Annotated in this window: 11 protein-coding genes and 1 pseudogene; 3 read left to right on the top strand and 9 right to left on the bottom strand. The window is 64.1% G+C overall.

The window, feature by feature from the left end:
- Positions 1-20: 20 nt before the first annotated feature.
- A pseudogene (locus AC1PLU_RS10640) lies at positions 21-2,996 on the top strand (PAS domain S-box protein); the annotation flags it as partial.
- Positions 2,997-3,614: 618 nt separating this feature from the next.
- Here the strand turns inward: AC1PLU_RS10640 and AC1PLU_RS10635 are convergent.
- Together AC1PLU_RS10635 and AC1PLU_RS10630 are read right to left on the bottom strand one after the other, a co-directional pair.
- A complete protein-coding gene (locus tag AC1PLU_RS10635; protein WP_481108400.1) occupies positions 3,615-5,981 on the bottom strand; it encodes a Tex family protein in 2,367 nt (788 codons plus the stop codon).
- A gap of 102 nt (positions 5,982-6,083) precedes the next feature.
- Positions 6,084-6,311 (bottom strand): hypothetical protein, encoded by a 228-nt coding sequence (locus tag AC1PLU_RS10630; protein WP_006450935.1) that lies wholly within the window; start codon positions 6,309-6,311, stop codon positions 6,084-6,086.
- A 193-nt stretch (positions 6,312-6,504) separates the two neighbouring features.
- On the opposite strand from AC1PLU_RS10630, the gene AC1PLU_RS10625 reads away from it, so the two are divergent.
- Entirely contained in the window at positions 6,505-7,716 is a 1,212-nt protein-coding gene (locus AC1PLU_RS10625; RefSeq protein ID WP_481108399.1) for an NAD(P)/FAD-dependent oxidoreductase, read from the top strand.
- Here AC1PLU_RS10625 and AC1PLU_RS10620 read toward each other — a convergent pair.
- From AC1PLU_RS10620 to AC1PLU_RS10600, 5 genes are all read right to left on the bottom strand, one after another.
- Entirely contained in the window at positions 7,674-8,162 is a 489-nt protein-coding gene (locus tag AC1PLU_RS10620; RefSeq protein ID WP_481108398.1) for a hypothetical protein, read from the bottom strand. The genes AC1PLU_RS10625 and AC1PLU_RS10620 overlap by 43 nt on opposite strands.
- Complete coding sequence (locus tag AC1PLU_RS10615; protein ID WP_006450932.1) at positions 8,159-8,359, bottom strand: PspC domain-containing protein; 201 nt, start codon at positions 8,357-8,359, stop codon at positions 8,159-8,161. Before AC1PLU_RS10615 ends, AC1PLU_RS10620 begins: the two co-directional genes overlap by 4 nt.
- 121 nt (positions 8,360-8,480) lie before the next feature.
- Positions 8,481-9,557: a class III poly(R)-hydroxyalkanoic acid synthase subunit PhaC gene (locus tag AC1PLU_RS10610; RefSeq protein WP_481108397.1), complete on the bottom strand. Its 1,077-nt coding sequence runs from the start codon at positions 9,555-9,557 to the stop codon at positions 8,481-8,483.
- Positions 9,554-10,723 carry a class III poly(R)-hydroxyalkanoic acid synthase subunit PhaE gene (gene phaE / locus AC1PLU_RS10605; protein ID WP_481108396.1) on the bottom strand — a complete coding sequence of 390 codons (1,170 nt, stop codon included), beginning with the start codon at positions 10,721-10,723 and terminating at the stop codon, positions 9,554-9,556. The genes AC1PLU_RS10610 and phaE overlap by 4 nt, the downstream gene beginning before the upstream one ends.
- 55 nt (positions 10,724-10,778) lie before the next feature.
- Positions 10,779-11,441: a CDP-alcohol phosphatidyltransferase family protein gene (locus AC1PLU_RS10600; RefSeq protein WP_481108395.1), complete on the bottom strand. Its 663-nt coding sequence runs from the start codon at positions 11,439-11,441 to the stop codon at positions 10,779-10,781.
- 85 nt (positions 11,442-11,526) lie between these two features.
- Between AC1PLU_RS10600 and AC1PLU_RS10595 the strand changes: the two genes are divergently transcribed.
- Entirely contained in the window at positions 11,527-12,285 is a 759-nt protein-coding gene (locus AC1PLU_RS10595; protein ID WP_074057426.1) for a 3-hydroxybutyrate dehydrogenase, read from the top strand.
- Positions 12,286-12,477: 192 nt separating this feature from the next.
- Here AC1PLU_RS10595 and AC1PLU_RS10590 read toward each other — a convergent pair whose 3' ends face one another.
- A complete protein-coding gene (locus tag AC1PLU_RS10590) occupies positions 12,478-12,966 on the bottom strand; it encodes an NUDIX hydrolase (protein WP_481108394.1) in 489 nt (162 codons plus the stop codon).
- A 98-nt stretch (positions 12,967-13,064) separates the two neighbouring features.
- Positions 13,065-13,568 carry a DUF1249 domain-containing protein gene (locus AC1PLU_RS10585; RefSeq protein ID WP_104551538.1) on the bottom strand — a complete coding sequence of 168 codons (504 nt, stop codon included), beginning with the start codon at positions 13,566-13,568 and terminating at the stop codon, positions 13,065-13,067.
- Positions 13,569-13,606 lie beyond the last annotated feature (38 nt).

The raw sequence follows: 13,606 nt of genomic DNA, 5'->3' as shown, positions 1-13,606 counted from the left end.
TCGACGTCACCCAACAACACCGCGGCGAGAGTCGCGACAGTTTCCTGTTGATGCTCGAGGACGCGCTGCAGCACGTCTCCGATCCGCGTCAGATCATCGACACCAGCGTGCGTTTGCTCGGCGAACATCTGCAGGCCAATCGCTGTGCGTTCGGTCTGGCGGGTGCGGACGGCAAGACCATGCACGTGATCAGCGACCACGTGCAGGACATGCCGAGCCTGCAAGGCGATTTCCCATTGGAAGTGGCACAAGGACTGCGCGATGCCTTGCTGGAAAATCGCCCCTGGTTCACCACTGATGCCACCGCGCCCGGTGCACCTGACTATGTGGCAGAGCAGTATCGCCGCTCCGGCCTGCGTGCATCGCTGGCCATTCCGTTGCACAAGCATGGCCGTCTGGTCGCGGCGATCGGCGTGCATCAGCGTGCACCGCGACGCTGGTTGTCGACCGAGATCGAACTGGTCCGCCTGGTCGCGGCACGCTGCTGGGAATCCATGCAACGGGCCAAGACGCAGCAGCAACTGGCTGCCAGCGAAGCACGTCTGCGTCGCCTGGCAGACACGCTGCCGCAGATCATTTTCATTGCCGCAGCGGATGGGCATCCGCACTACTTCAACCAGCGTTGGTATGAGTACACCGGGCTGAATCCCGCAGACAGTGACGCAGCTGCCTGGCAGCAAGCGCATACCGCCGATGGCCTGCAACTGTCCGCGCAGGCGTGGACGCAGGCATTGCGTGGCGAGCGCGCTTACGAGGTCGAATGCGAACTGCGGCAGCACGACGGCCAGACGCGCTGGCATCTAGCGCGTGCGCTGCCGGTGCGCGGTGACGATGGCAGCATCAGCGAATGGATCGGTACCTATACCGACATCCACGACCGGCGCGCGTTCGAGCAGCAATTGCGCGAAAGTGAGACGCGCTTCCGCGCCTTGTGCGAGACCGTGCCGGCAATGATCTGGATGTCCGACGCGCAAGGCGACTGCGTGTACTGGAATCCGCGCTGGTACGACTTCACCGGGCAGGCCGAAGACCAGGCCATGGATCAGGGCTGGTGGGATGTGATGCATCCCGACGATGCCGCGCGCGTGCGCGACGCGTTCGAACAATCGCTGCAGCAGCGCGGTGAATTTCTGGCCGAATACCGCGTGCGTCGCCATGACGGGCAATACCGCTGGTGCATCGATAACGCCTCGCCGCACTTCGCCAGCGATGGACGTTTTCTGGGCCACATCGGCTCGCTCACCGACATCTCCGAACGCAAGCACATCGAAGATGCCACTGCCTCGGACCGCGCCATCCTGAGTCTGATCACCACCGGCGCGCCACTGCAGGTGGTGCTGGACGCCATCGCCTTGAGCGTGGAAGCGCGTGGCGAAATCGCCTTGTATTGCGCGGTGATGGTGCTGGATGAAGTACGAAAAACACTGAGCTTCGGCTCGGCGCCACATTTTCCAATCGAGTACCGCGGGCCGTTCGAAGCATCGCCGATCGGGCTGAGCGGGCCGCCCTGCGCGCGCTCGGCCTATCTTGGCCGGCAAGTGATCTGCGAGGACATCCAGGCAGACCCCAGCTTCAGCGACCATCACGCCGTCTCGTCGGCACTGGGCATCGTGGCTTGTTGCGTGACGCCGATCCTGGACAGCAATGGCCAGGTGCTGGGCACGCTCAACATCTATTACGACCGCACTCACCTGCCCTCGCTGCGCGAACAGGCGATGGCGCGCTCTGCATCGCATCTGGCCGGCATCGTCATCGAACGCACGCGCGTGGATGCCAAGCTCAAGCTGTCGCTGCAAGCAGAAACCACCGCGCGCGGCCAGGCCGAACATGCCAGCCGGGTCAAGGACGAGTTTCTGGCCACGCTCAGCCACGAATTGCGCACGCCGCTCAACGCCATCCTGGGCTGGTCGCGGCTGATGCAGTCGGACATCTTCGAGCCGGCCAATCTGGGCAAGGGCATGGTCATCATCGAGCGCAGCGCGCGTGCGCAAACGCAGATCATCGACGACCTGCTGGACATGAGCGCGATCCTGTCCGGCAAGCTCCGCCTGCAGCCGGAGCATTTCGACATCGCCGGGCTGGCGCGCAGCACGGTGGAATTGATGCAGCCGGCCGCATTCGCACGCGAGATCAGCTTGGAGCTGGATGCGCCCACGCAGGGCGAATTGTGGTTCTTCGGCGATGCCGGGCGCCTGCAGCAGGTGCTGACCAACCTGCTCAGCAACGCGCTCAAGTTCACCGCCCCCGGCGGCACGGTGCGGGTGGCATTGGACATCGAAGATGAGCGACTACGGCTATGCGTGCAGGACAGCGGCATGGGCATTGCGGCCGACTTCCTGCCGCACGTGTTCGACCGTTTTCGGCAGGCCGATGCAGGCACAACGCGTCGTGTCGGTGGGCTGGGCTTGGGTTTGTCGATCTCGCGACAGCTGGTGGATCTGCATGGCGGCAGTCTGGGCGCCTCCAGCGAAGGCGAAGGCAAGGGATCGACCTTCACCATCGTGCTGCCATTCCAGCACGGCGTCAGCGATCTACGGCCGGCCTCGGCAGAAACCAAGCAGGTCGGCCCGTTGCCGGCCGATTGCCATGGGCGATTGGAGGGCGTGCGCTTGCTACTGGTCGACGACGACCAGGATTCACGCGAGGCGGTAATGCAGTTCCTGATGCACGCGGGCGCGCAGGTGCATGCGGCCGGCTCGGTGGACGCCGCCGAACAGTGCCTGGCACAAGGGCAATTCGACGTACTGGTCAGCGACATCGCGATGCCGGTACGCGATGGCTACGATCTCATTCGCACGGTGCGCTCCGGCTGCGCCCACCTGCCGCAGCATATTCCGGCGATCGCGCTGACCGCCTATGTGCGCGAAGAAGACCGCGACCGCGCCGTCATCGCCGGGTTCGATGCACATATGGGCAAGCCGGTGGAGCCGCCCGGCCTGGTCGATCTGATCGAACGTTTGATGTTGCCGAAGCGCGCGCTACTGGACGAGGTTTGATATCGCTGGGAGCGGCTGACTAAAACGACCTTGTTTACCATCGGGCGCGCACTTTAGACCGACATTGACGATGCTCAACCGCTTCGTGCGCTGCTTGGCTAGTGCGTTACTGAGATAGGTCAAAAGCTAGTAAATCAGAAGCCAGTGAGTCGAGTGCGCGGTGCCCTCACCGCTCGCGGGACACGCCGCAAGTACGTCCATGTAGGCTCAGTAGCGGCATCCATGCCGCCACATGGTCCCGCAAGCGGTAAGGACACCGCACCAGAAAGTTAGTCGGTAGCTGGTTTAAAACAAGCGCAATCTCGCGGGTGCATTGGCTTGCTCGTGCAGTTCGCAGAACTAGATGAAAGCTAGCGAGTTGAAACGTCATGCACTTGCTCGCAACCGTGAACACCGACCATCCCGACTGGTCCTTTCCCGCTCACCGTTGCGGGACCTTATGCGGCATGGATGCCGCAGAAGAGCCTACATGGACGTACTTGCGGCGTGTCCCGCAATGGTGGGCGGGCAAGGGCCCTGCAGCCAAGCTGCAGATCAGCGGCTCTACAACTGATCTATCCGCACAGTTGATCCATCCGCAAGGTACAACGCCCCAAGACAGCAACCTGACAACATCACTCAAGTGCGCTTTGCGCGTGCAAACGCGGCTGCCAGCGCGTTGTCGGCCGGCGGTGCAGTGGTGCGCGGCTTGTTGTTGCCCTGCCCCGGGCCTCGCCCACCACCACCATCGCGCCGCCCCTGCCCTGGGCCGCCATTGCCGCGCTGATCGCGTGATTGGGCTGCTGCATCGGCCGGCGGCGGCGTGTCGGACAGGCGGCAGGTCAGCGCGATGCGCTTGCGCGCCACGTCCACTTCCAACACCTTGACCTTGACGATGTCGCCGGCCTTGACCACATCGCGCGGATCCTTGACGAAGGTGTCCGACAACGCCGAGATATGCACCAAGCCATCCTGGTGCACGCCGATATCGACGAACGCACCGAATGCAGCCACGTTGCTGACAACCCCTTCGAGCACCATACCGGGCTTGAGATGCTTGATGTCCTCGATGCCTTCGGCAAACTGCGCCGCCTTGAACTCAGGGCGCGGATCGCGGCCGGGTTTTTCCAGCTCCTTGAGGATGTCGCGCACGGTCGGTACACCGAACTGCTCGTCGGTGAACAACTCAGGCTTGAGTCCACGCAAAAAGCTGCCATCGCCCAGCAACGCCTTGATCGGCTTGCCGGTGCTGCCGACGATGCGCTCCACCACCGGATAGGCTTCCGGATGCACCGCCGACACGTCCAGCGGCTCGTCGCCATCGGCGATGCGCAGGAAACCGGCGCACTGCTCGAAGGTCTTGTCGCCCAGGCGCGGCACTTTGAGCAAATCCTTGCGGCGCTTGAACGGGCCATTGTCGTCGCGATGGCGCACGATATTCTCCGCCACCGTGCTCGACAACCCCGACACCCGCGACAGCAGCGCCGCCGAGGCGGTGTTGACGTACACCCCGACCGCATTGACGCAGTCTTCCACACGCGCTTCCAACGCCTTGGCCAGACGATATTGATCCACGTCGTGCTGATACTGGCCCACGCCGATCGCCTTGGGTTCGATCTTGACCAACTCGGCCAACGGATCCTGCAGACGCCGCGCGATCGACACCGCGCCGCGCAGCGATACATCCAGATTCGGAAATTCCTTGGCCGCAAATTCGGACGCCGAATACACCGACGCACCGGCTTCGCTGACGACCACCTTCTGCAGCTTGGCCGCGCCGCACAGCGCGATTGCTTCACCGGCCAGCTTGTCGGTCTCGCGGCTGGCGGTGCCGTTGCCGATCGCGATCAGTTCCACGTTGTGCTGCAGGCACAGCTGCTTGATCGTCTGCAGCGACTGATCCCACTGCCGCTTGGGCTCATGCGGATAGATCGTCTCGGTGGCCAACAGCTTGCCGGTGGCATCGACCACAGCGATCTTGCAACCAGTGCGGATGCCCGGGTCCAGCCCGAGCACCACGCGTGCGCCGGCCGGCGCGGCCAGCATCAGGTCCTTTAGGTTGTCGCCGAACACCGCGATCGCCTCGGCCTCGGCCTTTTCGCGCGCCTGGTTGAACAGGTCCAGCAGCAGATGCATGTGCAGCTTGGCGCGCCAGGTGAGCCGGCAGGCGTCCAGCAGCCAGCGGTCGGCCGGGCGGCCCTGGTTGGACACGCCGGCGCTGAGTGCCACCCGGCCTTCGGCATACTGGTGGCCGGCATCGGCGTCGCTGCCCGGGTCCAGGTCCAGATACAGAAATTCCTCGCGGCGCGCGCGGAACAGCGCCAGCAAGCGGTGCGACGGGATCTTTGCCAATGATTCGACATGATCGAAGTAATCGCGGTATTTGGCACCGGCCTCTTCCTTGCCCTCGGCCACGCGCGCGCGGATCACGCCGTTGTCGTTCAACCAGCTGCGCAGCTCGCCGACCAGGGCAGCATCTTCGCCCCAGCGTTCCATCAGGATCGCGCGCGCGCCTTCCAGCGCCGCCTTGATATCGGCCACGCCCTTCTCTGCATCGATGAACGCCGCAGCGGCCACTTCCGGCGCCTGGCTCGGATCGGCCAGCAACCCATCGGCCAACGGTTCCAGACCGGCTTCGCGCGCAATTTGCGCACGGGTGCGGCGCTTGGGCTTGTAAGGCAGGTACAGATCTTCCAACCGCGACTTGGTGTCGGCCGCGCCGATCTCGTTACGCAATTCTTCGCTGAGCTTGCCCTGCTCGCTGATGCTGGACAGGATCGCTGCGCGGCGCTCTTCCAGCTCGCGCAGATAGGTCAGCCGCGTTTCCAGATTACGTAGTTGGGTGTCGTCCAGACCGCCGGTGACTTCCTTGCGGTAGCGGGCAATGAACGGAACACTGGCGCCCTCGTCGAGAAGGGCGATGGCGGCGCGCGCCTGAGCGGCTTGGGCACCGATCTCATCGGCGATGGTGCGAGCGATCTGCTGGGCAAGCTGACTATCGATCATGACGGCGCGGCAAGAACCGCTTCACTGAAAAAAGCATTTTCGCAGTGCTGGCCCGCCGCGGGAACCCGTTGACACGGAACCCGTAAACCTATGCCGACGCGCTCAGCTGACGCGGCGCGCGTAATGGGTGGCTGCGCGCTCGACCAGAATGCTTTCGTGCAGCGATTCGAGCGCCATCACACGGATCTTGCCGACGTCTTTCAGCGGCACCATGCGCTCCACATAGACCTCCGGGCCGGCATCGGTCATCGCACGCGACTTGCTGAACCCATAAGGCACAACACCTTTGTCGCCATCTTTGCTGCCACCGACGTACAGAACGATCGACATACCCACACCCTCGTTAACAACTGTGACTACGTTAGTGGCGCGAGCATAACGACCGTGCCGTGAGGAGCTTTCCACGCACGTTAACGCCGGCTGTTTGCGGTTTGGTGACGGCCGCAGGTCTGCTCGATCTGCACGACCGCTTCACCCCGCTTGGCCGTCAAATTGCAGACCTTCCGCTCTCTGACGACACCGCATGGACCTCAAAAGTGGCTACCCGTTCTGGTCGATCCGCAACGGATTGATGCGCGCCTATCCGCGCCTGGAACAAGACAGCCACTGCGAGGTCGCCATCGTCGGTGGCGGCGTCACCGCAGCCCTGATCGCGCACGAACTGCTCAAGCACGGGCACAACGTGGTGGTGGTCGAACAACGCGAGATCGGCTGGGGTAGCACCTCGGCCAGCACCGCCTTGCTGCAATACGAAATCGACACGCCGATGATCGAGTTGGCCAGGCAACACGGCATGCCGGCGGCCGCGCTCGCTTACGGCGCGTGTGCGCAGGCCATCCTCGACCTGCAGGGCCTGTGCAATACGCTGGGCGGCTGCGACTTCACCCGCCAGGACAGCCTGTATTACGCGAGCCGGGCACGCGATCTGAAAGATTTACGCAGCGAGCTGGAGGCACGCCAGGCGCATGCCTTGCCGGTGGAGTGGATCGAGCGCGCACCGCTATGGCACAACTACGGGGTACGCTCGGAGGGCGCGATCCTCAGCCGCCTGGCCGCCAGCGTCGACCCGTACCGGCTGTGCTATCGCCTGTTCGCCGAGTGCGAGCAATACGGTGCGCGCATCTACGACCGCAGCACGATTGCCACTCTCGAACCTCACGACCAGCACGTGGTATTGCGCACCCAGGACGGTGGCAGCCTGCGCGCGCGCCACGTGATCATGGCTGCCGGTTATGGCAATCAGCAGTGGCTATCGCAACGCGTGGCGCGCAATCGCAGCAGCTACGCATTCGTGACCGACCCCTTGCACGACAGCGAGATGGGCGCGCTCAAGCACACCATGATGTGGGAAACCGCGCGTCCGTATCTGTACTTGCGCAGCACGCCGGATGGGCGCGTGGTGGCCGGTGGCGAAGACGACAACGTCGATATTCCCGCACGTCGCGATGCGCGCGTCATGCGCAAGCTGAAGACCCTGCTGAAGAAGATCCAACAGACGATGCCGGATGTGAGCTTGCGCCCGGTGTTTGCCTGGGGCGGCACCTTCGCCGAAACCGCGGACGGGTTGCCGTTCTTCGGCACCCACCCCCAATACGGGCCGCGCGTGTCGTTCGCAATGGCCTACGGCGGCAACGGCATCACCTATAGCGCGATCGGCGCCGGGTTACTGCGCGCGCAACTGGAGGGCAGACCTCATCCCTTGTCCGAGTTGTTCGGGTTCTCGCGACTGGGCTGAACCCACCACGGCCACCACCCGTGGCCATGCATCGCATAGTGATCGGCAGCCCGCTCCAGCGGATTGCGCACATGGATGCCGCCGCACAGGACATAGACCGGCAAGAACAGCGGCCCGAGCAGCATGTATTGATAGACGTGTGCACGTTCGTGATCGCCCAGACGCACCAGCGGATGCTGGCAGCGGCCGGCGGCATGCGCATAGGTGCTGCACTGCAGATCGAGCGAGGCACCCTTCAACAGGATCACATTACCCAGCGTCATCGCCCCGCCCGGCCCCCACGGCCAGGCGTGGAAGACCAGTGCCAGCTCCTGGCTAGACCAGCGCGGGCGTGCGCCGAAACAGCTGCCCACCGCACCGATCACGATGCCAAGCACGGTGTTGGGCAGCGTCCACAACGCGCCCAACACCTGCACTGCGGGCCACCCGCGCGGGGCGGGCGTCAATCGGCCTGATTGGGGATCAGCAGCCACAGGATCAGATAGACCAGGATGCCCGGAAATGCGGCAGAAGCGATCGACACGATCACGAACAACACGCGCAGCAACGTGGAACTCCAGCCGAGCCGACGCGCGATGCCGCCGACAACGCCGGCGATCATGCGATCGTTGAGAGAACGGGACAGCGTGGTGCTGGTGGACATGGAAAGCCTCCTTCAAACGTTGCGCCCAGTCTAGAAAGAGCAGCGCCAGTGCGTCGTGATGGCGCTGGCGGCGTGCTGCGTGGCGTCATGGCGGGCGTTTGGATCGCACCGCCGTACCGCATCAGGCGTTGCCGCCACGCTCCTGCAGCCAGCGATGGACCGCCACCGGCACTTCGCGCTGCGCACGCCCGGAGACGTAGATACCGATATGCCCGCCGCGAAAACTCAGCTCGCTGTAATCGTCGCTGCCGACCAGGCAACGTAGCGCGCGTGAGGCATCGGGCGGCACCAGGTGATCGTGTTCGGCGTAGATGTTCAGCACCGGCATGTCGACGGCCTGCAGATCGACCGCCTGCCCGCCGATGCTCACCTGCCCGGTCACCAGGCCATTGCGCTGATAGAACAGCTTGACGAACTCGCGGAAGGCTTCGCCGGCCAGGTCGGGCGAATCGAAGATCCACTTTTCCATGCGCAGGAAATCTTCCAGCGCCTGCTTGTCGTCGAGGATGTCGAGCAAACCGACATACTTCTGCAGATTCAGCCGGAACGGCTTGAGCATCAGGTAACTGGCGTTCATCAGATCCGCCGGCACGTTGCCCATCGTATCGACGAACAGGTCCACATCGACCATGCGCGCCCAGTTTGAGAGCATGTTGTCGGGGGTATGGAAATCCACCGGCGTGACCATGGTGATCAGGTTGCGCACCTTGGGCCGTTGCAAGGCGGCGTAGCACAGCGAGAACGTGCCGCCCTGGCAGATGCCGAGCACATCGACCGCTTCCAGACCTGATTGCGCGCGCAAATGGTCCACCGCGCCATCGATATAGCGCAGCAGATAATCCTCGAGCGTGAGGTAACGCTCGGAGCGGTCCGGGTAGCCCCAGTCCAGCACATAGACGTCCTGGCCATGACTCAACAGGCCCTTGACCAGCGAGCGGTCGGCCTGCAGGTCGACCATGTACGGGCGATTGACCAGCGCGTAGACGATCAGCAGCGGCGTCTTGGCCACCGGCGCCTGTTCGCCGACGAAGCGATACAGCACTACCTTGCCGTCGCGCCAGATTTCTTCGCGCTCGGTGACGCCGTAATCCACGTCTTCCACCCCGGGCAGCAGCTTGAGCCCCTCGCGCAGCTTGCGCTGCATCGACAGGGTTTCCTGCATCAGGTCTTCGGCACTGAATCCCAACGGGCCTTTCATACCTGCGCTCCACGTGGCTTGCGTGCGGCTGGCTTGCCGGCGGGTTTGCCAGTGGCTGGCCTGGAGACCGGTTTCGAAGCGGTCGCTTGTTTGGCCGGAGACTTTTTAGCTGCGGTCTTTTTGACGGCGCTCGCTGCATGCGCTGCTTCGGACACTGCGCTCGCCTTGGACGACGACGCACGCTTGGCCGTGGCCGATGCCACCGGATCTGCTGCCGGCGCTGCCGCAGGTTTGCTCGCCGGGCTCGCTGCAGTGCGCAGCATCCGCCGCACCGCGCGCTCCAGCTCGGCAATGCGGCGATGCGCAGCATCCATCTCCGAACGGGTCGGCATGCCGAAGCGCTCGCTCAGTTGCTCCACTTCTTCCTGCAACGCGGCACGCAGGCGCATATGCGCGTTGGCAAAGCCGCCGTACACCTCGCGGAACCGGTCGGACAACGCAATGTCTGCGTAAGACTCTTCGGCCGCTTCGATCCACAGATCGAATAGGGCGCGCGCACTGGTCAGCTGACTGCCACTGCTTTCATGCTCGCCCAGCTTGGAGGTAAACCGGCCGAACGCCTGCTCGATGGCCGACTTGAGTTGTTCGCCATAGGCCTGCGACTGCGCCTGATAGTCCTGCTGCGCGCGTGCCAGCGTCTGCAGGCGCGCTTGATGATTGCGGTTCAAGCCGAATGCCGGCATCTGCAGCCAGGGCGCGTTTTCCTGCTGCCACTTTTCCAGGGTCTGCGCTGCTTGCTGCAGCCACGGATCGAACCCGCCCGGGCTGCCGCCGCGCAACGAGCCCAGCGTCCACTGCATCAGTTGTTCGCCCTGCCCTTGCACGGCCTGTCGCCAGGCATCGGAGACTTCGTTGGCCGAGGTATCGCGCCCGGCAAATTGCGCGGCCACCTGTTGCATGGTGCCGAACCAGTCGCCGGCCTGATTGCGGAAGCGGTCGATCGCCTCCTGCGCCTGCGGTGCGGCCTGGGTGGGCAACAACTGCGACCACCAGTCCATCGCCTTGCGCCAGTCCTGCGGTGCGTCCGTACTCGGCCCCATGCCTGGAACCGCACCCGGCGGCGCAGCGGAGCCGGACTGGCCGTGGCGCATGGCATCTCCCCAGGCGTTCCAGTACTGGCGCGCCTTGTCTTCGTTGCCATTGTCCGAACCGCTGCTTGCCATCATCCCTTCCTGTGCCTGTTCACCGAGCCATCCTACCGCGTGTGTCCCGGCGTGCCGGTCAGGGTTTGGGAATACGCAGTGTCTTGCTGATCATCAGCGAGCCGGAGACCGCAAACAGCATCACCAACGGATGCAGCTGCCACGGCCCGAGCTGCCACTGGCCCCACCACAGGCTTTGACCGATATGGCCACTGCTGGCGGCCACCGCAAGCAGGATCACCAGCAGCAGGCTGCTGGGAATCGGCGTGCCTTCGAAATACGGCACCTTGTCGGCCTCGCCTGCGATCTCTTCGGCGGTCACGTTGTAACGCGCCAACCGGCTCACGCCGCAGCAGACGAAATAGCTCAGCACCAACCAGTCCCAGCCGCCGCGCATGCCGCAGGCATAGCCCAGCGCCGCCGGCGCCACGCCGAAGGAGATCACATCGGCCAGCGAATCCAGCTCGCGCCCCAGCGTCGAGGATGCCTTGCGCCAGCGCGCCACGTGCCCGTCCAGCGCATCGAAGACGAACGCCAGCGGAATCAGCGCCATGCCCAGCAGCAGGTCGCCGCGATGGCCTTCCTGCAGAAAGCGCATCGAGGCAAACACCGCACCGGTGCCGCAGAAGGCATTGGCCAGGGTGAACCAGTCCGCGAGTTGGAAATCGCGCAGCATCGAGAAATGGCGTTTCATGCGCAGCCTGAGGTGATCGAGGCGCAAAGGGTAACGCGCGCGCGCCATGCAGGCGACCGTTTCGCGGGACTCGGCTAGTCTGACGGCCAGCGTTGCCGCCCTGGCCGCGCACGATTCCCGAGAAGGACACCCGATGCGCAGCATCCTGATCACCGGTGCAGGCAGCGGCATTGGCGCCGGCATCGCCACCGAGCTGGCCGCCGCTGGCCACCATCTGATCGTCAGCGATATGGACCTGGCGGCCGCCGAGCGCACTGCGCGCACTCTGCGCGACGCCGGCGGTTCGGCCGAAGCGCTGGCGCTGGACGTGACTGATGAAGATAGCGTTGTGCGTGCGCTGGCCAGCGCATCGCGCGCGCCGCAGGTGCTGATCAACAACGCCGGCCTGCAGCACGTGTCCGCGCTGGAAGACTTCCCGATGCAGCGCTGGGCGTTGCTGGTGGAGGTGATGTTGACCGGCGCCGCACGGCTCAGCCGCGCTGTCCTGCCCGGTATGCGTGAAGCCGGCTACGGGCGCATCGTCAATATCGGCAGCATCCATTCGTTGGTGGCCAGCCCGTACAAGAGTGCGTATGTCGCGGCCAAGCACGGTCTGGTCGGTCTTGCGAAAGTCATCGCGCTGGAAACCGCAGACTGCGACATCACCGTCAACACGTTGTGCCCCAGCTATGTGCGCACGCCGTTGGTGGAGCGCCAGATCGCCGACCAGGCACGCACGCGCGGCATTGCCGAAGACGCCGTGATCCGCGATGTGATGCTCAAGCCGATGCCCAAGGGCGCCTTTATTGCGTACGACGAACTGGCCGGCACGGTCGCGTTCCTGATGTCGCATGCTGCGCGCAACATCACCGGCCAGTCGATCGCCATCGATGGCGGCTGGACGGCGCAATAATCACGACTGGCGAAAATTTCACCAGTCGACTTGACAGCCTTGCGCCGCAAGGCGCGTGCACAGTTGTCCACAGACTTGCGCAGGTTTCATCCACAGCGGATGTGGAGAAGTGCTCGGTGCGGCAGCTGGGTTCAACGCAGCCTTGATATAAGAGAAAAGACCACCCTCGCGCTCGCTAGCGGACCCATGCGCTCAGATGCGCGAGTACGTCCACGATTGCATACGCCCGTCGCGATACGGCATCACGCCATGGAACGGACGCGGGTCGCCATCGAACACCAGCGGCAGGAAATTGCGGTCGCCTTCCCACATCGGCAGCTGCTCCATGCGATCGAGTGCCACCCACTCCAGCGTGCCTTCAGAGTTCGAGGCCTGCGGCTCGCCTTCGAAGCTGTGGATCAGGAAGACAAAGCCCAGCCAGTCTTCGCCGTGCTTGCCGAAGCCGGGCCAACTGATGGTGCCGCGCAATTGCATCTGGCCACATTCCACGCCAGCTTCTTCGCGAATTTCGCGGCGCATGCCGGCCAGCACGTCTTCATGCGGTTCCACCTTGCCGCCGAGCCCGTTGTACTTGCCCAGGTGCTGATCGCCGGGGCGGGCATTGCGGTGGATCATCAGGACCTGGCTGCCGTCCGGCGACAACAGGTAGCCAAGTGTGGCGACGATAGGGGTATAGGGCATGGCACGCGATCTGACACGAAGCACATCAGTATGACCGATGCGCCATCAACAGCGGACGCGTCGTCAACAACGAGTGGGCATGGCAGCGACGCGCCCGCTCAACCGATCTGCGAATTGGCGCGCGGCGGTGCAACGTAATCGTGATCCCGGCGCAGCGTGGCGACACCGTGACCGCGCTCGGCCAGATAGTCCAGCCACTTGCCCAGGAACGTATTCATGCGCATGCGGTGGCTGATCAGCTCGGCCGGCGGCGGGAACATGCCCATCACGTCCTGCCAGCGGCGGCCGACATAGCAATGCGTGGTCTCAGCCTGGCGCGCGTCGCGGTACAGCCGCACATAAGCAGAGGGATCGGGCTCGCCGGTCACCGGGTCGCACAGGTCGTAGGTCAGCCGCAGCTCCACCGTGTAGCGGTGGCACTCGATCACGTCCAAACGCAGATTCAGCCCATCGCCGATCGACGATACATAGGAACCGGGAGCGAGGTCGGCCGGCGCGAACAGCCGGGTCAGGTGCTGGAAGTTTTCTGCGTACAAGCCCATCAGCCAGCCAAATCGGCTCAACTTGGGGATGCGTTCGAGTTTGCTCAGTGCTTGCGCCATAAACCGATCCTACACGCTGCGCTGCCGCACGGGCAGCA

The sequence above is a fragment of the Xanthomonas sp. NCPPB 2933 genome (genome assembly GCF_056725225.1).
The sequence above is the reverse complement of the archived record's forward strand: the minus strand, read 5'-3'. Positions and strand labels throughout refer to the sequence as shown.